Annotated in this window: 14 protein-coding genes; 6 read left to right on the top strand and 8 right to left on the bottom strand. The window is 56.7% G+C overall.

Going from position 1 to position 19,564, the window contains the following annotated elements:
• Positions 1-2 precede the first annotated feature (2 nt).
• From QMZ65_RS21640 to QMZ65_RS21625, 4 genes are all read left to right on the top strand, one after another.
• A complete protein-coding gene (locus QMZ65_RS21640) occupies positions 3-1,316 on the top strand; it encodes an amidohydrolase (RefSeq protein WP_160834348.1) in 1,314 nt (437 codons plus the stop codon).
• Complete coding sequence (locus QMZ65_RS21635) at positions 1,313-2,752, top strand: M20 family metallopeptidase (RefSeq protein WP_283216661.1); 1,440 nt, start codon at positions 1,313-1,315, stop codon at positions 2,750-2,752. Before QMZ65_RS21640 ends, QMZ65_RS21635 begins: the two co-directional genes overlap by 4 nt.
• A gap of 149 nt (positions 2,753-2,901) precedes the next feature.
• Positions 2,902-4,422: a p-aminobenzoyl-glutamate transporter gene (abgT, locus tag QMZ65_RS21630; protein ID WP_058962220.1), complete on the top strand. Its 1,521-nt coding sequence runs from the start codon at positions 2,902-2,904 to the stop codon at positions 4,420-4,422.
• Between the two features lie 188 nt (positions 4,423-4,610).
• Complete coding sequence (locus QMZ65_RS21625; RefSeq protein WP_097118976.1) at positions 4,611-6,020, top strand: MFS transporter; 1,410 nt, start codon at positions 4,611-4,613, stop codon at positions 6,018-6,020.
• Positions 6,021-6,181: 161 nt separating this feature from the next.
• Here the strand turns inward: QMZ65_RS21625 and QMZ65_RS21620 are convergent, their stop codons facing one another.
• Genes QMZ65_RS21620 through QMZ65_RS21610 form a run of 3 tightly spaced genes read right to left on the bottom strand, consistent with a single transcriptional unit; the run spans position 6,182 to position 10,034 of the window.
• Positions 6,182-7,501: a c-type cytochrome gene (locus QMZ65_RS21620; RefSeq protein ID WP_097118975.1), complete on the bottom strand. Its 1,320-nt coding sequence runs from the start codon at positions 7,499-7,501 to the stop codon at positions 6,182-6,184.
• Between the two features lie 11 nt (positions 7,502-7,512).
• Complete coding sequence (locus tag QMZ65_RS21615) at positions 7,513-9,297, bottom strand: GMC family oxidoreductase (protein ID WP_038643584.1); 1,785 nt, start codon at positions 9,295-9,297, stop codon at positions 7,513-7,515.
• A gap of 2 nt (positions 9,298-9,299) precedes the next feature.
• Entirely contained in the window at positions 9,300-10,034 is a 735-nt protein-coding gene (locus QMZ65_RS21610; RefSeq protein WP_058962216.1) for a gluconate 2-dehydrogenase subunit 3 family protein, read from the bottom strand.
• Between the two features lie 295 nt (positions 10,035-10,329).
• Between QMZ65_RS21610 and sbmA the strand changes: the two genes are divergently transcribed.
• Positions 10,330-11,565: a peptide antibiotic transporter SbmA gene (gene sbmA / locus QMZ65_RS21605; RefSeq protein ID WP_034826847.1), complete on the top strand. Its 1,236-nt coding sequence runs from the start codon at positions 10,330-10,332 to the stop codon at positions 11,563-11,565.
• Positions 11,566-11,668: 103 nt separating this feature from the next.
• Here sbmA and QMZ65_RS21600 read toward each other — a convergent pair whose 3' ends face one another.
• From QMZ65_RS21600 to QMZ65_RS21585, 4 genes are all read right to left on the bottom strand, one after another.
• Positions 11,669-13,309, bottom strand: a complete 1,641-nt coding sequence (locus QMZ65_RS21600; protein ID WP_283216660.1) for a dihydroxyacetone kinase subunit DhaK — start codon at positions 13,307-13,309, stop codon at positions 11,669-11,671.
• Positions 13,310-13,432: 123 nt separating this feature from the next.
• Positions 13,433-14,482 (bottom strand): 7-bladed beta-propeller protein YncE, encoded by a 1,050-nt coding sequence (gene yncE / locus QMZ65_RS21595; RefSeq protein ID WP_283216659.1) that lies wholly within the window; start codon positions 14,480-14,482, stop codon positions 13,433-13,435.
• A gap of 215 nt (positions 14,483-14,697) precedes the next feature.
• On the bottom strand, positions 14,698-14,907 hold the full coding sequence (locus tag QMZ65_RS21590; RefSeq protein WP_097118972.1) for a YdgH/BhsA/McbA family protein: 210 nt from the start codon (positions 14,905-14,907) through the stop codon (positions 14,698-14,700).
• Positions 14,908-15,432: 525 nt separating this feature from the next.
• Complete coding sequence (locus QMZ65_RS21585; RefSeq protein ID WP_097118971.1) at positions 15,433-16,620, bottom strand: MFS transporter; 1,188 nt, start codon at positions 16,618-16,620, stop codon at positions 15,433-15,435.
• A gap of 103 nt (positions 16,621-16,723) precedes the next feature.
• Between QMZ65_RS21585 and QMZ65_RS21580 the strand changes: the two genes are divergently transcribed.
• Positions 16,724-17,674 carry an AraC family transcriptional regulator gene (locus tag QMZ65_RS21580; RefSeq protein ID WP_283216658.1) on the top strand — a complete coding sequence of 317 codons (951 nt, stop codon included), beginning with the start codon at positions 16,724-16,726 and terminating at the stop codon, positions 17,672-17,674.
• Here QMZ65_RS21580 and QMZ65_RS21575 read toward each other — a convergent pair.
• Positions 17,671-19,215 (bottom strand): methyl-accepting chemotaxis protein, encoded by a 1,545-nt coding sequence (locus tag QMZ65_RS21575; RefSeq protein ID WP_283216657.1) that lies wholly within the window; start codon positions 19,213-19,215, stop codon positions 17,671-17,673. The two genes, QMZ65_RS21580 and QMZ65_RS21575, sit on opposite strands and share 4 nt — an antisense overlap.
• Between the last annotated feature and the right edge of the window lie 349 nt (positions 19,216-19,564).

The raw sequence follows: 19,564 nt of genomic DNA, 5'->3' as shown, positions 1-19,564 counted from the left end.
CGATGAAAACCCTCTCCGACCTCGTCAACGCGCGGATTCCACAGATGCAAAGCTGGCGTCGCGATCTGCACCATTTTGCCGAATCGGGCTGGCTGGAGTTCCGTACTGCAACGATAGTGGCCGAAGAGCTGCATCGTCTTGGTTATCAGCTCAAGCTCGGCCGCGACGTGATCGATGCCGATGCGCGCATGGGCTTACCTTCTGACGAGGTACTGGCACAACAGGAAGCCCGTGCACTGGAGCAAGGCGCACTGCCACAGTGGATCTCGCATTTCTCAGGCGGCTTCTGCGGCGTAGTCGCCACGCTGGAGACCGGTCGTCCCGGCCCGGTGATGGGCTTCCGTGTCGATATGGATGCGCTGGACCAGAACGAAAGCCGTGATGCCGACCACATCCCTACCCGTGAAGGATTTGCCTCCTGCAACTCCGGCATGATGCACGCCTGCGGCCACGACGGCCATACTACTATCGGCCTGGCGCTGGCGGGCGTGTTGATGGAGATGAAAGATCAGCTCAGCGGCACCATTAAGATCATCTTCCAGCCTGCCGAAGAGGGCGTGCGTGGCGCTAAAGCGATGGTGGCCGCAGGCGTGGTGGATGATGTGGATCTGTTTACCGCTATCCATCTCGGCACAGGCGTACCTGCTGGCGAAATCGTTTGCGGCAGCGACAGCTTCCTGGCCACCACCAAACTGGACGTCAATTTCACCGGCGTCGGCGCGCATGCGGGCGGTAAACCAGAAGAGGGTCGTAACGCCTTGCTGGCCGCCGCGCAAGCTACACTGGCGCTGCATAACCTGCCACAACACAGCGGCGGTGTCGCACGCGTCAACGTAGGTGTGCTGCAGGCAGGCTCCGGACGCAACGTGGTACCCGATTATGCCCTGATGAAAGTGGAAACCCGTGGCGTCAGCAATCAGGTTAACGATGACATCTATCAGCAAGCCCTGCGCGTGATTTCCGGCGCAGCGGCGATGTATGGCGTTGAGTACGACATCAAACTAATGGGTGGCGCACGCAGTTGTACCCCAAGCCAGCCGTGGGTCGATTTTATCCACCAGCAGGCCGATGCCATGGGGATTTTCACCTCGGTAGTGGATACCAAAAAGCAGGCGGCGGGTTCGGAAGATGCCACATACATGCTGGAGCGCGTGCAGCAGCGTGGCGGTCAGTCATCCTATGTGATCTTTGGTTGCGATCTGGCGGCAGGCCACCACAACGCGAAGTTCGATTTTGACGAAGCGATTATGGCCACAGCGGTGCAAACCCTCGCGACGCTGGCGCTGAACCAGGCACAGTTTGGAGGTCAGCGATGAGCCATCACGATTTTATCGATCGTTACATCAACGAAAACCAGCCGCGCTTCACCGCCCTTAGCGATGCTATCTGGGATGTACCGGAAACCCGCTTTGAAGAGACGCAATCCGCGGCCATTCTGGCCGATGCGCTGGAGCAGGAAGGCTTTGCCGTCGAGCGTGGCGTCGGCAATATCGACACCGCCTTTATCGCCAGCATCGGCAGTGGAAAACCGGTGATTGCTATCCTCGGTGAGTTTGATGCGCTGGCCGGTTTGAGCCAGCAATCAGGCTGCGCCACACCACAACCACTGGTGGAAAACGGCAACGGGCACGGCTGCGGCCACAACCTGCTGGGCACCGCCGGACTGGCCGCGGCCTTTGCCATCAAGGCATGGTGGGCAGAAAACGGCCAGCGCGGCACGCTACGCTTTTACGGTTGCCCAGGCGAGGAAGGCGGTTCTGGCAAAACCTTTATGGTACGCGAAGGGCTGTTTGATGACGTGGATGCCGCTGTCACCTGGCATCCTGAAGGCTTTAGCGGCATGTTCAACCTCAGCACGCTGGCCAACATCCAGGCCGCATTTCACTTCAAAGGCGTGGCCGCGCACGCCGCTAACTCGCCGCATCTGGGACGCAGCGCGCTGGATGCCGTCACCCTGATGAACACCGGTGCCAACTTCCTGCGCGAGCACATCGTGCAGGAAGCGCGTGTGCACTACGCCGTGACTAACACCGGCGGTGTTTCCCCCAATGTGGTGCAAGCCGATGCCGAAGTGCTGTATCTGATCCGCGCGCCAGAACTCGATCAGGCACAGGATATTTATCAGCGGGTGATCAATATCGCCAAAGGCGCGGCCCTGATGACCGACACCACCATGACGGTGCGCTTCGATAAAGCCTGCTCCAACTATGTGCCGAATCGCGCGCTGGAAGCGGTGATGGAGCGCAACTTGCATCAGTTTGGCTTGCCCGAGTACAGCGCGGAGGAGCAGCAGTTCGCCGCCGAGATTCGTGCCACGCTAACAAAGGACGATCTGCGCAATGCGCGTTTGAACGCAGCGCGCACCGGCGGTGAAGCAGGCGTGGCATGGACCGAGGCGCTGGGCGACAAAATTTTGATGGATGAAGTGGCACCGTATGCCATAACGCGCGAGCTGCTGTATGGCTCAACCGATGTCGGCGATGTGAGTTGGGTGACGCCAACCGCGCAGTGCTTTGCGCCTTGCTTCGCCTTTGGTACCCCGCTGCACACCTGGCAACTGGTGGCGCAGGGCCGCACTTCGCTGGGCCACAAAGGCATGTGTCTGGCCGCCAAAGTGATGGGCGCCACCGCGCTGACCTTGTTGCAGGATGAAGAAGCACTGGCGCGCTGCCGCGAAGAGTTCCAGCGCGTGCGCCGCGAACAGCCCTACAGCTGCCCGATTCCGGCAGATGTGACGCCATCAAAATTATAAAAGCCTTAGCGGCATAAAAGATTCAATCCGGCGCAAACCCGGATGCAGTAACCAAAAAAATAAAAACTAAAGCCCGTCATACTTCGAGTCGCCTCAGCGGCTTGAAGTATGACGGGCGCAAATACAACAGACATGACGAGGAATAACCGATGGAAGTGACCACGGAGAACCGCAGCCCAGGGAAGCTGTTTAGCTGGATTGAGCGGGTCGGCAACAAAGTGCCCAACCCGTTCTTACTGTTTGTCTATTTGATCGTGGTATTGATGGTCGCCACCGCGATTATCAGCTACTTCGATCTGGCAGTGAAAAATCCCACCAATGGCGAACTGGTGCGGGTCAACAACCTGCTGAGCGTGGCCGGGATTCAATGGATTCTGCCTAACATCATCAAAAACTTCAGCGGCTTCACGCCACTGGGGTCAATTCTGGCGCTGGTGATTGGTGCGGGTTTAGCAGAGAAAGTCGGCCTGCTGCAATCGCTGATGGTGAAGATGGCCTCACGCGTCAGCCGCCGCTACGCCAGCTATATGGTGCTGTTTATCGCCTTCTTCAGCCATATCTCATCGGATGCCGCACTGGTGGTGATGCCACCGCTGGGCGCGCTGATCTTCCTCGCCGTGGGTCGTCATCCGGTGGCGGGTTTACTGGCGGCTATCGCGGGTGTCGCTTCCGGCTTTACCGCCAACCTGCTGATCGTTACCACCGACGTGCTGCTCTCCGGCATCAGTACCGAAGCCGCGAAAGCGGTGAGCGATACCGTGCACGTGAGTGTGATCGATAACTGGTTCTTTATGGCCAGCTCGGTGATTGTGCTGACGATTGCCGGTGCCATCCTTACTGATAAGTTTGTCGAGCCGCGTCTTCCTGCGTGGAACGGCGGCAACAACGATCGCCTGCCGCCGCTGACCGCGCTGGAGAACCGGGGCCTGCGGGCTGCGGGCATTGCCGCGCTGGTGTTTATCGCCCTGATGGCCCTGCTGGTGGTGCCAGAACATGCCCCCCTGCGTAACCCGAAAACCGGCGGCATCATTCCTTCGCCGTTTATTCAGGGCATTGTGCCGATCATCATCCTGTTCTTCTTTGTGGTGGCAATTGCTTACGGCGCCGTGACGAAGCAGATTCGTCGGGCCGATGACATCCCGCAGCTGCTGGTCGATCCGATGAAGAGCATGGCGGGCTTTATTGTGATGGTGTTCCCGCTGTCGCAGTTTGTCGCCTTCTTTAACTGGAGCAATATGGGCAAATTCATGGCGATCGGTCTGACCGATATGCTGGAAAGTGCCGGCATCAGTGGCGCGCCCGCGTTCCTCGGTTTGATGTTCCTGTCGGCATTCTTGTGCATGTTTATTGCCAGCGGCTCAGCCATCTGGTCGATTCTGGCGCCAGTGTTCGTGCCGATGTTTATGCTGCTCGGATTCCATCCGGCCTTCGCGCAGATGATTTTCCGTATCGCGGATTCTGCCGTATTGCCCCTCGCGCCGATGTCACCGTTTCTGCCTCTGTTCCTCGGATTCCTGCAGCGATACCAAAAAGATGCGCAACTTGGCACCTATTATGTGCTGATCTTCCCGTATCCGGTGGTGTTCTTTATCAGCTGGATCATCCTGCTGCTGGCATGGTACGCACTGGGTTTACCGATTGGACCGGGCGTTTACCCCAGCCTGCATTAATCGCATCGCCATGGACGGCGATCACACTTCTGTGAACTGCAACGTAGATTGCGAAAATGTCACCGTTGCCCCTCTCGGCAACCCGCGATGAATTGATTATCCTGCTATTCCTTCGCTTGCTAACGGTTAATTATTTTTAAAACCCATAAAACCGTGCGAGTTCTGCAAACACCGAGGTTTATCCAATAATGACAACAATCACTTCGACAGGGATGGCGAACGATCACATCGCAGCGGATCGCCGCACCTTAGCCGGGCGCATCGATGCACTGCCCTCATCCGCAGGCTTATGGCGTTTTATTACGCTGCTGGCGCTGGGCGGTTTTTTTGAGCTCTACGATCTGTTTGAAACCGGCTATATCAGTTCTGGTCTACTGGCTGCTGGCGTGTTTCATACCGGCTCGGAAGGGGTCTTCGGCATTGCTGACCAGGCCGCCTTTGCTTCTGCCACTTTCCTCGGCCTGTTTGTCGGTGCCAGCCTGCTGGCTCCCTATGCCGACCGCTTTGGTCGTCGTCTGACCTTTATGTGCGCACTGGCATGGTATGGCGTGTTCTCGCTGTTGATGGCCTTCCAGCAGAGCGCCGAAATGATCATCCTGTTCCGCTTCCTGGTCGGTATCGGCCTCGGTGTTGAGCTGGTGACCATTGATACCTATCTGTCCGAATGGGTGCCTGCTCATCTGCGCAGCCGCGCTTTTGCCTACTCTTTCTTTATCCAGTTCCTGTCGGTACCCGCGGTGGCGCTGATGTCATGGTGGCTGGTACCGCAAACTATTCTCAGCCTTGAAGGCTGGCGCTGGGTGGTGATCGCCGGTGCGGTTTGCTCGCTGGTGATCTGGCTGATTCGTAAAAACCTGCCGGAATCGGCGCGCTGGCTGGCGCAGCAGGGCCGTCATCAGGAAGCGCATAAGGTGCTGAGTGAGATGGAAAAACGCTGCGGGATTGCGCCGGGCGAAGATTTCTCTGACAGCGATGCCGCAGCAGCGTTGCCAAAAAAAGGTCGCTTCAGCGAGATTTGGTCCCCCGCTTACCGCAAGCGTACGCTGATGCTGGTAGTGATGAACTTCTTCCAGGCAATTGGCTTCTTCGGCTTCGGTAACTGGCTGCCTGCACTGCTGTCCGGCAAAGGCGCAACGGTGACCCACAGCCTGCTGTATGCGTTCTTTATCACCCTGGCTTATCCGCTCGGCTCACTGATTTGCAGTCGCTACGCCGATAAGCTCGAGAACAAATGGCAGATCGTTTTCTCCTCCCTGATGACCGTGGTATTCGGCACGCTGTTCGCGCTGGCAACCAATCCGGTGCTGATGATCATCTGTGGCTTCCTGATCACCTACAGCAACGCGTGGCTGACCTTTAGCTACCACGCCTATCAGACCGAGATTTTCCCGACGCATATTCGCGCGCGTGCGGTCGGCTTCTGCTACTCCTTTAGCCGCCTGTCCACGGTGTTCAGCAGCATTTTGATCGGCATTATTTTGCAGTACGCCGGCAGCCAGGGCGTGATCGTCTTTATCGTGCTGAGCATGCTGATGGTGATGCTGTCAGTGGGGATTTACGGTCCGAAAACACGCGGGCTGGATTTGGAGAATATTTAACAAGACGTAAGGAGTCTTGATATCCAGCGGTAAGTAACGGGTGATAACGCAGTCTGGAGCCGCTTAGGGTCTGGCGTTTTGTAAAAAGGCCGCCAATGATGAAAATGGCGGCCCTATCTGGTTAAAGCGGTACGCAAATTTGCGCCCCGCTTTATGTCACTTTACTGCCCTTCCAGCACCTTAATGTCCGCGCTGCCCTGCTTCGACTCGACCGCCTCATCCTTGCGTAGCTTCGCCACATCCTTCGCCGTCACCGTCGACTTCACGCCATTACCCCAGCTGCCACGGATAAAGTTCACCACATCTGCCACCTGGTTGTCGTTCAGACGCCAACCGAATGCCGGCATGGTGATGGCTGACGGAGCGCCCTGCACGCCAGGCAAGGTGCCGCCCACCAATACGATGTGTATCAGCGAGGTCGGGTCCTCCGCCATGACGACCGGATTGCCGCGCAGTGCCGGGTAGAAACGTTGATAACCGCTGCCGTCGGTCTTATGACAGGCCGCACAGCTATCGACATACACCGAAGCACCTGGCTGGCTGTCATCGCCCTTCCACAACGCTTTGGCGACCGCATCATCCTGCGTGAACACCGTCTGGCTGGCATCCTTCGCACCCAGCGACTTCAGATATTTAGCAATCGCGCTGATATCTTCATCGTTGAGATACTGCAGGCTGTGCTGCACCACATCGGTCATGCCACCAAATACGGCGGTGTGATCGTTGCGGCCAAAGCGCAGGAACTGCTTCAGATCGTCTTCGCTCCAGCGGCCTAACCCATCACGGTTGTCACCGCGCAGATTGCTGGCGGTCCAGCCATCAATCGGTGCGCTACTGCCTGACAGGTAATCATTGCCTTCGCCGTTGGTCAGCGCTTTTTCCTGCATGGTGATGCTACGCGGTGTATGGCAGGCACCGCAGTGACCCAGACCTTCCACCAGATAGCGACCGCGCGCCAGCGCCGGATCTTCCTGCGCGGCGGGCTGGAACGCTTTCACGTCTGGCGCGAAGATGCCACGCCAGATGGAGAGCGGCCAGCGCATCGACAACGGCCAGGGAATGTCGCTGTCTTTGTTAGCCTGCGCCACCGGCTGTACGCCATGCATAAAGTAGGCATACAGCGCCTGCATGTCTTCATCGCTGACTACCGCGTAGGACGGATATGGCATCGCCGGATAGAGCGTCTCGCCATTTTTCGCCACGCCATGACGCACCGCTTTCTGGAAATCGTCGTAGCTGTAGTCACCAATACCGGTGGTTTTATCCGGGGTGATGTTAGTGGAGTAAATGGTGCCAATTGGTGTCGCCATCGGCAATCCACCGGCAAACGGCTTGCCGCCCTCGGTGCTATGGCAGGCTACGCAGTCACCCGCGCGTGCCAGATACTCACCGCGCTTCACCAGAGCGTCCGAACCTGCTTCGTCCGCCACTGCGGCGAACGTCATCGTGCCCAGAAACAGGGCCAAAATGCTTTTGATCATCGCCGTGTTCCTTATGCCTGAACCAGGGGGCCGGGGTTCTTCAGATACTGTTCGCGGATAGCTTTCGCTGACCAATAGCTCAGCGCCGCCACCATGCCGGTTGGGTTATAGCCGAGGCCCTGCGGGAACGCAGAGGCACCTGGCACAAACACGTTAGGCACATCCCAGCTCTGCAGATAACGGTTCACCGCACTGGTTTTCGGATCTTCACCCATGATCGCACCGCCGCTCATATGCGTGGTCTGGTACACGGTGGTATCGAAGTGCGTGCCTGGTCCTTTGGCGCCGCCGATGATCATTTTCGGGTTCATCGCTTCGGTGATCTTGCGCATCTTGCCGACCATAAACTGCGCCATCTTGATGTCGTTGTCCTGCCAGTCAAAGGTCATGCGCAGCAGCGGCTGGCCATAGACATCTTTGTAGTTCGGATCGAGATCGAGATAGTTGGCGCGATACGACTGGTGCGCGCCGTGCGCATCCATCGAAATATGATGGTTATAGGTATCAGCCACAGCGGCTTTCCACTGGCTGCCCCAGTTTGGCGTGCCTTTCGGCGTCGGCAAACCGGAGATCGGTTTGGTACCCGCCTGGTTCACCCAGAACGGGGAGCCGCCAACAAAACCATGTGGGCCGTGGTCGAAGTTGTCTGCGTTGAAGTCATCCACTGCCACGCCCGCACCGCCCGCACCAATAAACGGGTTGGTGGTGGTGTTTTTGTCGAACAGCGCTTTCAGGGTCGAGATGTTCTGATAGGCGAAGTTACGACCCACCACACCTTCGTTGCTGATCGGGTTGTACGGTTTGCCGATGCCTGACAGCAGCATCAGATGCACGTTGTGGAACTGGAACGCAGACAGGATCACCAGATCCGCTGGCTGCACCACTTCACGCCCCTGACCATCCAGATAGGTCACGCCGGTGGCGCGCTTCTTGTCATCGGTCAGATTGACGCGCAGCACGTAGGAGTTGTTACGCAGTTCGAACTTCGGCTCCTGACGCAGCGCGGGCAGAATATTCACGTTCGGAGAAGCTTTGGAGTACATGTAGCAGGCATAACCGCTGCAGTAACCGCAGAAGTTGCACGGCCCCATCTGCGCACCATAGGTGTTGGTGTACGGGCCAGAGGTGTTGGCTGACGGCATATCATAGGGATGATAACCCACTGATTCAGCAGCCTGGGCAAACAGCTGTGCCGAGTAAGTACGCTTCTGCGCAGGCAGTGGGAAAGCACTGGAACGATCCGGCGCGTAAGGGTTACCCCCTTTCTCTTTGCCCTGCAGCTGGCCTTTGATCGACCAGGCGCTGCCGGATGTACCAAATACTTTCTCAGCCTGATCAAAGAACGGCTCCAGCTCATCATAGCTGACGCCGAAATCCTGGATGGTCATGCCTTCCGGGATGAAGTTTTTGCCGTAGCGCTGCTCGTAATGGCTGCGCAGGTTCAGCTCCACCGGATCGACACGGAAATGCACGCCTGACCAGTGCAGACCTGCACCGCCGGTGCCGGTGCCCGGCAAAAACGCCGCCAGCTGACGATACGGCACCGCAGTTTGCGAGGCATCGTGACGGATGGTCACGGTGCTTTTCGACAGATCCTGGAACAACTTTTTACGGATGTTATAGGTCAGTTCATCAATCGACTGCGGATAAGATCCATCAGGATAGGTATCACGATGTGGACCGCGCTCCAGCGCCACCACCGTCAGACCGGCTTCGGTCAGCTCTTTCGCCATGATGGCTCCGGCCCAGCCGAAACCCACCACCACCGCGTCTACTTTTTTCAATTCATTTGCCACGGTTACGCCCTCTCTCCGCGAATATCCACTGACGGGAACGGATAACGTTCCCCGCGCTCCACCCAATCCATAAAGTCGGCACGTGCGCCAGGGAAGCCAATCAGCTTCCAGCCCACCATGCCCTGATTTCCACCGTGGATCGGATCGCTGAAGTAACCCTCGCGGGTGTTCTGCAGCAGGAAGGAGAAGAAGGTTTTGCTATTGAGCTGCGGGAACTGAGCCTCACCGCTCTCAAACGTGGTCAGCAGAGCGTCCTGCTGTTCGCCGGTTAGCTCAGCGAACACTTTGCCGTGCTGCTTTTTGCTCCAGCCATCGGCATCGGCCAGACCCAGGCGATAAATCTGCTGCGGCACCAGCGGAGACTGATAACCCAGCTCTTTAGGCAGATCGGGATTGAACGGCCCCTGCATATACCAGTTGCTGCCGGTGGCGTACGGCGTGTTCATTTGACGATCGATAAACTCCGGCACACCGGCTTCCAGTGCGCCAGGACCGCGTTCATCATTGGGGATCAGGCGCGCCACTGCCGCAGTGATAAAGGCGAACTCTTCCGCCGTGAACCAGCTTGGCTGATAAGCGCGTGCTTGTTGAGGTGCGACGGGTTGCTCTGCTGCTCCTGCGGCCATCGGCACCACTAACGCGCCCATTGCCGAACCGCCAACGGCCATCGCTGGCGCCAGGGTGATGGTTCTCAGCAGAAAATCCCTGCGACTGTGACCATTTTTTTGTTCTGACATGACATTGCCTCATTACCACATGAATGCGGTATGAAAGTTAACTCGTTGCGTTGTATTGTTTTTTTAGTTGTGGCTTAAGGGATACAGCGTCACTGTTACCGGTAACAGTGCACATAGTGTAACACCACAACTGTTATTAATTTAGTTTCTCGAAACAAATGCGCACAAAATACTTAACAAGTCATGGTGTCGCTTTACATCGCAGCAGCGATGCTGTCATCGTCAGATACAACCCACAACAGACAAAGCACTGTCTGACGCGGTATAAAAGAGTACACATAACAGCGGAGTGCCTATGTTTAAGTCCTATTTTCCGCGGCCAGCGCTGTTTTTCAGCTCGGCCGCGATTTGGAGTTTGATTGCGATTTTTGCCTGGTTTGGCTTTTTCAATGATTTTCCAGCACGCTGGCCTGCGCTACAGGCCGCAATGCAGCAGCCATTGCCAACCAATGCCAGCCGCTTTATTCATGCGAGCCAACTATGGTTTTATGCCTATTACTGGATCGTCGCAGCGATTTTCGCCCTTGCATGGAAGGTGATCGATAACCATCCGTGGCAGCGCTGGTCAGTGTGGGGTGCAGCATTGATCATCTTTGTCACCTGGTTTGGTGTGCAGGTCGGCGTAGCGGTCAATGCCTGGTATGGTCCATTCTATGACTTGATTCAAAAAGCCTTAACCAAAGCCGGATCGGTGCAGATTGCTGAATTTTACCAGCAGGTTCTTGCCTTTTTAGGTATCGCATTGATTGCGGTGGTGATTGGCGTGATGAACTCATTCTTTATCAGCCACTGGGTGTTCCGCTGGCGCACCGCGATGAACAATTACTACATGCACAACTGGCAGCGCCTGCGCCATGTGGAAGGTGCCGCTCAGCGTGTGCAGGAAGACACCATGCGATTTGCCAGCACGTTGGAAGATTGGGGCGTGAGTTTTATTCAGGCGATCATGACGCTGGTAGCGTTCCTGCCGGTGTTGATCACCCTGTCACATCACGTGAAAGATATCCCGCTGTTGGGCAATATCCCGTATGCGTTGGTGATTGCGGCGGTGCTGTGGTCGGTGTTTGGTACCGGACTGCTGGCAATCGTCGGGATTAAGCTGCCAGGGCTGGAGTTCCGCAATCAACGTGTGGAAGCGGCCTATCGTAAAGAGCTGGTGTATGGCGAAGACAACGCCGATCGCGCGTCACCGCCGACGGTAAATGAGCTGTTTAGCCGCGTGCGCTTTAACTATTTCCGTCTCTATTTCCACTATCTCTATTTCAACATCACCCGCATTCTCTATCTGCAGGTCGATAACGTGTTTGGGCTGTTCCTGCTGTTTCCGTCGATTGTTGCCGGGACCATCACACTCGGTTTGCTCAACCAGATTACTAACGTGTTTGACCAGGTGCGCTCATCGTTCCAGTATCTGATCTCCTCCTGGTCAACACTGGTCGAACTGATGTCGATCTACAAACGTCTGCGCAGTTTCGAGCAGATTCTGTCGGATATCCCGCATCAAGAGATGATGCGCGAGTCGGCGGAGTAAGGTTGTTGTAGCGGCGTTATTTATTGCGCATCTGTCAGCGGTTATATCGCTTCAGGTGTGCGCGATAAATCGCGCCGCTACCCTTCTCATCAATCAGCTGCCATCAGCCTGCTAACACCGTAAACACCTTCTCAACCGCATACGCACCCGGATCTTTCACTCCATCCAGACTTTGTTGGTTCAGATAAGCCGAACGTCCCGCTTTGGCACTCTGCATTTTTGCCGTGGCATCCGCGCCTTGCTGAGCGGCTTTCGCCGCAGCGGCCAGTGACTCACCCGCCACTAACGCCTCCAGCGCCGGTTGCAGCGCATCCACTAACGTACGATGCCCCGGCTGCGCGCCACCGTAATGCTTCATGCGCTCCAGACCATGCATTAATGCCTGCGGCAGTGCGCTGCCCTCTTCCAGTTTTTGCCCGGCGCTGGTGAACAGAATCGACATCAGTACGCCGCTTGAACCGCCCATCACCGTCGCCAGTTGCTCACCGATCAGCGCCATTAAGGTCGGCAACTCATCCAGCGGCAACTGCTTGTCACGCAGGCCGCGTTGAATCTTCTTCGCACCCGCAGCAAAGGTTGAGCCGGTATCGCCGTCGCCGACTTTGGCATCCAGCGCATTGAGTTCGCTTTCCAGATCGATCAACGTCTGCGTCACGCGCTCGACATGTTTTGCCACTTCAGCGTTGTCGGACGAATCGAAATCCAGCACGCTGCCGACTTTTTCCGCGCTCTGCAAACTGATCGGTGCAAAATCATAGACCGGTACCCAGCCCAGCACCTGCACCGGCGCATTGAGTGCCTCAAGGAAGGGTTCCTCCAGCGCCAGCAATGACAGCGAGAAGCCTTTCATATCTAAAGCGCTGACCAGGGTTGCCGGACCGATAAGGTGGGTAACCCGCGCCGCCAGTGGCGATTGCAATACTTCGCGCGTCAACACCGCCAGCTCCAGCTGGGAGAAGCCGCCGAGGTTGTTGATCAACAGCAGCGCCTGTTTGCCGTCTGGCAGCGACTGCGCCAGCTTATCGGTCATAATACTGCTGATTTTTCGACTGTTTTGGGTATCCAGTGTCACCACGCCCGGTTCGCCGTGGATGCCCATGCCCAGCTCGCTGTGGCCCGCTTCGACACGTTCATCACGCTTTTCGCCCGGGATATGGCAGGTCGCAAACGCCAGCCCAATCGATGAGGTGGCGTCGATGGCACGCTGCGCCAGCGCTTTGACTTCATCCAGCGATTGCCCCTGCTCGGCGGCAAAACCGGCGATCTTATGCACCAGCACGGTTCCAGCGATGCCGCGCGGCTGAGGATTTTCGGGCAGTGCAATATCGTCCTGCACCATCACCAACTCGACGTTGTAGCCGAGATTTTTCGCTTTCTCCGCCGCCAGCCCGAAGTTCAACCGGTCGCCGGTGTAGTTCTTCACAATCAGCAGACAACCTGCATCGCCCGTGACATTGATGATGGCATTGAGCACCGCATCGACGCTCGGTGAGGCAAAGATATCGCCGCATACCGCCGCCGTGAGCATGCCTTTGCCGACAAAACCGGCGTGCGCCGGTTCATGGCCCGATCCGCCGCCGGAGATCAGCGCCACTTTGCTCTTATCCCAATCTGTGCGCACCACCACGCGGATCTCATCACCGAGATCGAGGCGGCTCAGGTTATGCCAGGGCGTGCTCAGCAAAACCCCTTCGATGGCTTCGTTCACCAGATCGTTTTTCTCATGCATAAAAAACTGGCTCATTGCTTCCTCTCCATTGGTGTTGTCGAGGTAAAAGGTAGCGTATATCGCGGGGCGAGCGGGGAAGGAAAGTGCGGAAATGCAAAGGGCGGCACACGCCGCCCTTGAGTTTCAGATAACTGCCGCTTACAGCGCGATGCGCAGGACGCTATCCGGGTTTTTTGGTGGCTCTTTACGCGTGCCCGGCTGCTTGATGCTGACAAACAGCACTTTACCGTCTGCTGACAGCGCCAGGCTGTTTGGCAGGCCCGGTGCTTTCACCGTGCGCTTCACTTTATAAGAGCTGGCGTCGATGATGCTGATCTCGCCGGCTTTACGGTGCGTCACATACAGCTCGTTGCGGTCGGCATTGAACAGCACCGCCAGCGATTCTGGCACATCAATCTTATGAATCACCTGCTGAGTGCGGGAATCCAGCACCAGCACCTGAGGCTGTTTAGAGTCGCTCAGGAAGATGCGATGGCCCTGGGTATCCAGCGCGATATTCAGGAAGAAGTGGTCTTTGTCACCATCGATTTTCTGACGTTTTTCAATCGCGTTCAGGCGCGTATTGATGGTCACCAGTTCGCCATCGGCGTTGGTTACGTACAACTTCTGTGCCGCAGAATCGATGGCCAGGCCGGTGCCCATTTTACCGGTGTTCGGTACGGTGCTAACCAGCTTCAGGGTTTTGCCATCCACAACCCACACCACGCTCTGCTCACCGAGGCCGGTGACATACACGCGGTCGGTGGCCGCATCCGCAACCACTTCACGCGGCTGCAGTGGACGGACGGTTTCGCTGCGCTGACGCGCATCCAGCACCAGCGAGTTCAGTACTTTACCGCTGCTGGCATCGACCGAGGTCAGTGCCGCATCGCGTGTATTACCAAAGAACAGCGTGTTGGTTTTCTGGTTGATGGCGGCGCCAAAGGTCGGCAGATCGGTATTGATGGTCTGCTTCACCGACAGATCCTGCGGATCGAGACGATAAACGGTGCCGCCTTTGGTGCTGGCGTTTTGCGCCGTGGCGAGGAACAGCGCGTTATCGCTGTTGCTGAACGCCAGTTCGTAAGCCCCTTTGGAAATCACCTGGTTCAGCGGCTGAGACTCCGCTGCCAGTACCGCAGCGGAAGATAACAGCGCCGTTGCCAGCAGCAATGGACGTAACGCCCATGTTGTTTTAATCGCTTTCATAACTTCTCCATAGCAAATCCACCGCCTCATGGCAGTGAAGTGAAAGCCCGACAATGCAACCAATTTCAGAATGACAGCCCGAGGTGAGCCGACGAAGGATGTTAGTTTTTGAGAATAGTAATCATTTAGGTAGGAAAGTAACAGAATTTTATGCAGTTACCAACGCCGCCAGGGCACCCTAAGGCACCCTGTCAGCACAGATCGTTAACGCAGACTTATTTGGTCAACTCGGCAGTCATGTGCACGCCGTTGTTGAAATTGGCTTCAGTCACTTTATAGGAAGCACCAGCTTTATGCGCCTGAGCAGCGATTTGCGCTTCTGCACCATCCAGTGTTGAAGCACATGCGGTGACGCTTTGCGCGAAGCTGGCGAATGGCAGAGCAGAGAGAGCGATAACAGCAGCAAAAGTTTTGATAGATTTCATGGTCAATTCCTCAATGATTTTTTATCGAATAAGGCGTCATCGCCTTGCTGAGATAAATAATAGGCGTGAATTCGATCACAAAAAAGCAGAGAGATTTGCCGTAGTTATTCGATTAATTTGAATATAAAAAGCACATTTGGATTAACCTGTGTGCAAAGGGTTAAAAAACTGGGTTTTTAGAGTGGTGCAGGATTTATGTCTGAAACAGCTGCTTTTCAATCTGTCACCGTTCATGGCTTGAGGCAGGCATTTCAAAGAGATTGCTAACAATACGCACAAGTGTTCAGAAGCAGGCTGGGGCCGCTTTGGGACAGGCAATCCGCAGCGCCGAACAGAATGAGTCTGCCAGGATAGCCCGCAGGACGCGGGCAGAAGGCGGGGCGGCACAGGGATGTGCCATCCCCCGCCGTTCCGTCAGGCAGACGAATGACGTGAGGGCACCGCGTAGCGGCGCGAGGACGCCAGTCCCAAAGCGGCCCCAGCCTGCGTGATCACGCGTGACTAAACACCGGTGCCGCAGGTAAATTAACCGTGATGACGAACGCGGGTAAAGATAGTGATGGCCGCCAGCAGCATCAGCACGCCGCTGGCGAGGAACACACCGCCCGCGCCGTTGAGATCAAACATCCAGCCACCGGCCGCAGCACCTGCGGTGATCGCCAACTGAATCGTCGCCACCAGCAAACCGCCGCCGGATTCCGCATCATCCGGCACCGCACGGGAGATCCACGTTGACCAGCCGGTCGGCATCGAACCGAATGCCAGGCCCCACACCGCCACGCCGGCACCGACCAGCCACGGCAGATTGCCAAAACTCACCAGCACCACCGCCGTCACACTCATTACCAGCGCCATGCCGGTCAGCGTCAGCGACACGCTGCGCGTCACCAGGTAACCCGCCAGTGAGGTGCCGAAGAAGTTCGCCACGCCAAACGCCAGCAGCACCAGCGACAGCTGATTGATATTGAGCTGCGCGCTGCTTTCCAGGAACGGACGCAGATAGGTAAAGAAGGCAAAGTGTCCGGTGAACATCATGATCACCGCCAGCATGCCCCAGCGCATCAGGCCGTTACGCAGCAGATCCAGCACGCCGCCGCTGCGCGCTTTATTCTCTGGCGGCATCGCAGGCAGTGTGAAGAACTGCCAGAACAACGCCAGCACGCCCAATGCACCGGTCAGCAGAAAGATATTACGCCAGCCAATAATGCCGCCGAGATAACTGCCCAACGGTGCGGCAATGATGGTCGCCAGCGAAATGCCGCTAAACACTATCGACAGCGCCTTCGGCACCTGATCGCTGGGCACCAGCCGCATGGTAATCGCAGTGGAAAGCGTCCAGAAACCGCCAATCGCCATGCCGAGCAGCACGCGCGCCAGCAGGATCATTGGCAGATTCTCTGCAAATGCCACCAGCAGCGCCGAGGCAATCAGCAGCAGCGTAAAGGCCAGCATCACGACGCGACGATCGAGACGACGCGTAAGGTTGCCGACCACCAGACTGGTGAGCAATGCCACCAGCGCAGTCACGGTCACCGTTTGGCCCGCTTGCCCTTCGCTCACCTGCAGCGAGTCGGCAATCGGTGTCAGCAAGCTCACCGGCAGAAATTCGGCAGTGATCAGGCCGAACACGCCAAACGCCATGGCAAACACCGCGCCCCATGCGGGTTTATCCACCGCTATACTTGTTTCGACTACTTCAGTATCCAGACTCATTTGCGATCCCCATCACAAAAATTCAGGTTGTAAGCATAGTGAGATGACGCAAGACGATCTATGATACAAAAACTTTGTTTTTTGATAATTCGTCTGGATTCGTATGAGCCGCTATGAAGATCTGACCAGTGAACTGCTGATGGGCATGCGCCTGTATGGCGTGAAATATCAGCGTATCGCCTTACATAACCCTTTTGGTTTGCAATACGATGACGCGCCGGGCAAAGCACAATTGCACTTTGTTGGCCGTGGATCGTTAATGATCCGCTCAGCGTCTGGCGTGATCTATCCGTTGCAGGCAGGCGATGCGATGCTGATCCCGCACGGCAAAGCGCACGCGTTGATCTCCAGCGAAGACGCCATTTGTGAACCGATTGGCACCTTCAACAGCAAACCGATCTGTGGCAGCGTCTGTGACATCGCTGACAGCAGCGAAGGTTGCCCGGACGACAGCGATGTCATTTTATTTAGCGCCTGCATGGCGTTTGAACTCGGCGGTATGCAGCCGCTGGTACACACCATGCCGGATGTCATGCTGGTGAGTACCTTGCTGGCGCAGTACCCGGAAATCCAGCCGATTCTCGATGCGATGGAGCGTGAAACCCGCGAGCGCAAAGCCGGTTTCGCCGGAATTCTGTCCCGACTGGCGGATGTGGTGGCGGCGCAGATTGTGCGCGGCTGGGTGGAAAACGGCTGCGGCAAAGGCAGTGGATTAGTGCAGGCACTGCGCGATCCGCGTCTTAGCCTGGCGATGGCAGCCATGCATCGTGAGCCGGGCGAAAACTGGACGGTGGAGCGGCTGGCACGCGAATCGGGCAGTTCACGCTCAGTGTTTGCCGCCCGTTTCCAAACGGCTACCGGCATGACGCCGCTGCGCTACCTCACTGAACTGCGCATGCGGCTGGCGGTGGAACGTATCGTCAATGAGGGCGAAGCGGTGGAAAGCGTCGCCTTCCACCTCGGATACGGCTCGCTGGCGGCGTTTAGCCGGGCGTTTAAACGCATTGTCGGCTCACCACCCGGCGCATTTAGGGCAGCGCGCGAGACGCTTTAACGAAACACGCTGATCGCTTCTACCAGGCGATTCGCCTGACGCGTCATGCGCCCGGACGCTTCGGCGCTTTCCGCCACGCGAGCGGCATTCTGGTGCGTGATATCGTCGAGATCTTCCACTGCAGTACTCACTTCACTTAACGCGATGGACTGTTCCGCCGTGGCAGAACTGATCTGGGCAATCAATGCCGTGACATTTTGCACCTGGTCGACAATATCCTGCATGGTGCGCCCGGCCGCATCAGCGTGATTACTGCCCGACTGCACGCGACCCGCGCTGGTTTCCACCAACGTTTTGATTTCACTGGCGGCTTTGGCGCTACGCTGCGCCAGGCTGCGCACCTCGCCCGCGACCACCGCAAACCCTTTGCCCTGCTCACCGGCACGCGCCGCTTCCACCGCGGCGTTTAACGCCAGAATGTTGGTCTGGAAAGCGATGCCGTCAATCACGCTGGTAATATTGGCGATGCGTTTCGAGCTGTCGGCGATCTCCGCCATCATCCCCACCATCTCCTGCATCACTTCACCGCCTTTCAGCGCGGCGTGGCTGGTATTTTCTGACAGCTTGTTTACTTCATTAGCCGTATCGGTGTTGCTTTTCACCGTGGCGGTCATTTCATTCATGGTGGCGGCGGTTTGCTGCACGTTGGCCGCGGCCTGTTCCGTGCGGCGGCTCAACTCATCGTTGCTGCGCGCAATCGCCCCACTGGCGCTCAACACATTGATCGCCTGACCGCTGACGTCATCCACCAGCCAGCGGAACATCAGGCCGAGCTGTCCGATGGCACGCAGGGTGATGCCGATTTCATCCACGCGATCCAGCTGCTCCACCTTATGACTGGCACCGGTAGCGACGCTTAAAGCCTGGCGGCAGATGCGCTCCATCGGACGGGAAATCTGCTGCTCCAACCATAGGCTCGCCAGCAGCAACAAACCTGCCATGCCTGCGGCAAAGCCGCCCAGCGTTATCGGTGCCATCCCCAGCAGCCAGACGCCGATAACGGACAGCGGCAGCAGGGTCAGCAAAGTAGAGCGAATACGCCAGCGCAGCGGCATAATTTTTAACAGTGATCCGAGACGACGCCAGCCGATGCCGACCAGCAGCCCTTTATGGAAACGGTGACCTTTGGCCCGCCCTTCGCGGAAATCACGATACAGCGCTTCAGTCTGACGGATCTCTTCGGCGGAAGGTTTGGTACGTACCGACATGTAACCCTGTACCTTGCCTTCACGCACCACCGGAATCGCATTAGCCCGCACCCAATAGTGATCACCGTTCTTACGACGGTTTTTCACCAGCGCGGTCCAGGGTTCACCCTGTTTCAGCGTAGCCCACATATCGGCAAACGCTTCCGGCGGCATATCCGGGTGACGCACCATGTTATGCGGTTGACCGTTGACCTCCCCCGGCTCAAATCCGCTGACCTCAATAAAGGCGTCGTTGGCATAAGTAATATGGCTGTTGAGATCGGTGGTCGACATCAGCGTGGCGTCATCATCAAAGATAAATTCACGCTGAGTGATAGGCTGGTTGTTCCGCATGTGTGTTGTCCTTGCAAAATGCAGGCTAAAGGAAAAAATCAATTACACTTTTTTACCTTTTCGGCAGCGCAGGGAGCGGTCTTTAGCGATGAGAATTAATTTTTATCCTGAATTAAAGCCACAGTGAACAATATCCCTGTTTTTTGTGGCAGAAATTCATCGATAAAATTTTATTTAGAGTATATGAAATCAAGGTTTTGCCGAGGCGCAAGATGAGCAAGGTGCACAGCAATATGCACCTGAACCAACCCGCAATTGATGGCGACCTGGCCAATTTCGCATCTGTTTAATGACGCCATTTATCTTGAGCTGGCCAAATCCCGCAGCCATTGAACGACGATATTCAAGG

It is taken from the genome of Pantoea sp. EABMAA-21 (assembly GCF_030053335.1).
GTDB classification, from domain to species: domain Bacteria; phylum Pseudomonadota; class Gammaproteobacteria; order Enterobacterales; family Enterobacteriaceae; genus Pantoea; species Pantoea communis.
Note: the sequence above shows the minus strand (reverse complement) of the source record. Positions and strands in the feature narration are given on the sequence as shown.

Excerpts from the sequence above, each read along its gene's own strand:
- QMZ65_RS21610 (WP_058962216.1), bottom strand. The coding sequence starts at position 10,034 with ATGTCAGAACAAAAAAATGGTCACAGTCGCAGGGATTTTCTGCTGAGA.
- QMZ65_RS21635 (WP_283216661.1), top strand. The coding sequence starts at position 1,313 with ATGAGCCATCACGATTTTATCGATCGTTACATCAACGAAAACCAGCCG.
- QMZ65_RS21580 (WP_283216658.1), top strand. The coding sequence starts at position 16,724 with ATGAGCCGCTATGAAGATCTGACCAGTGAACTGCTGATGGGCATGCGC.
- QMZ65_RS21620 (WP_097118975.1), bottom strand. The coding sequence starts at position 7,501 with ATGATCAAAAGCATTTTGGCCCTGTTTCTGGGCACGATGACGTTCGCC.
- yncE (WP_283216659.1), bottom strand. The coding sequence starts at position 14,482 with ATGAAAGCGATTAAAACAACATGGGCGTTACGTCCATTGCTGCTGGCA.
- QMZ65_RS21600 (WP_283216660.1), bottom strand. The coding sequence starts at position 13,309 with ATGAGCCAGTTTTTTATGCATGAGAAAAACGATCTGGTGAACGAAGCC.
- QMZ65_RS21585 (WP_097118971.1), bottom strand. The coding sequence starts at position 16,620 with ATGAGTCTGGATACTGAAGTAGTCGAAACAAGTATAGCGGTGGATAAA.
- QMZ65_RS21575 (WP_283216657.1), bottom strand. The coding sequence starts at position 19,215 with ATGCGGAACAACCAGCCTATCACTCAGCGTGAATTTATCTTTGATGAT.
- QMZ65_RS21590 (WP_097118972.1), bottom strand. The coding sequence starts at position 14,907 with ATGAAATCTATCAAAACTTTTGCTGCTGTTATCGCTCTCTCTGCTCTG.
- sbmA (WP_034826847.1), top strand. The coding sequence starts at position 10,330 with ATGTTTAAGTCCTATTTTCCGCGGCCAGCGCTGTTTTTCAGCTCGGCC.
- QMZ65_RS21625 (WP_097118976.1), top strand. The coding sequence starts at position 4,611 with ATGACAACAATCACTTCGACAGGGATGGCGAACGATCACATCGCAGCG.
- QMZ65_RS21640 (WP_160834348.1), top strand. The coding sequence starts at position 3 with ATGAAAACCCTCTCCGACCTCGTCAACGCGCGGATTCCACAGATGCAA.
- abgT (WP_058962220.1), top strand. The coding sequence starts at position 2,902 with ATGGAAGTGACCACGGAGAACCGCAGCCCAGGGAAGCTGTTTAGCTGG.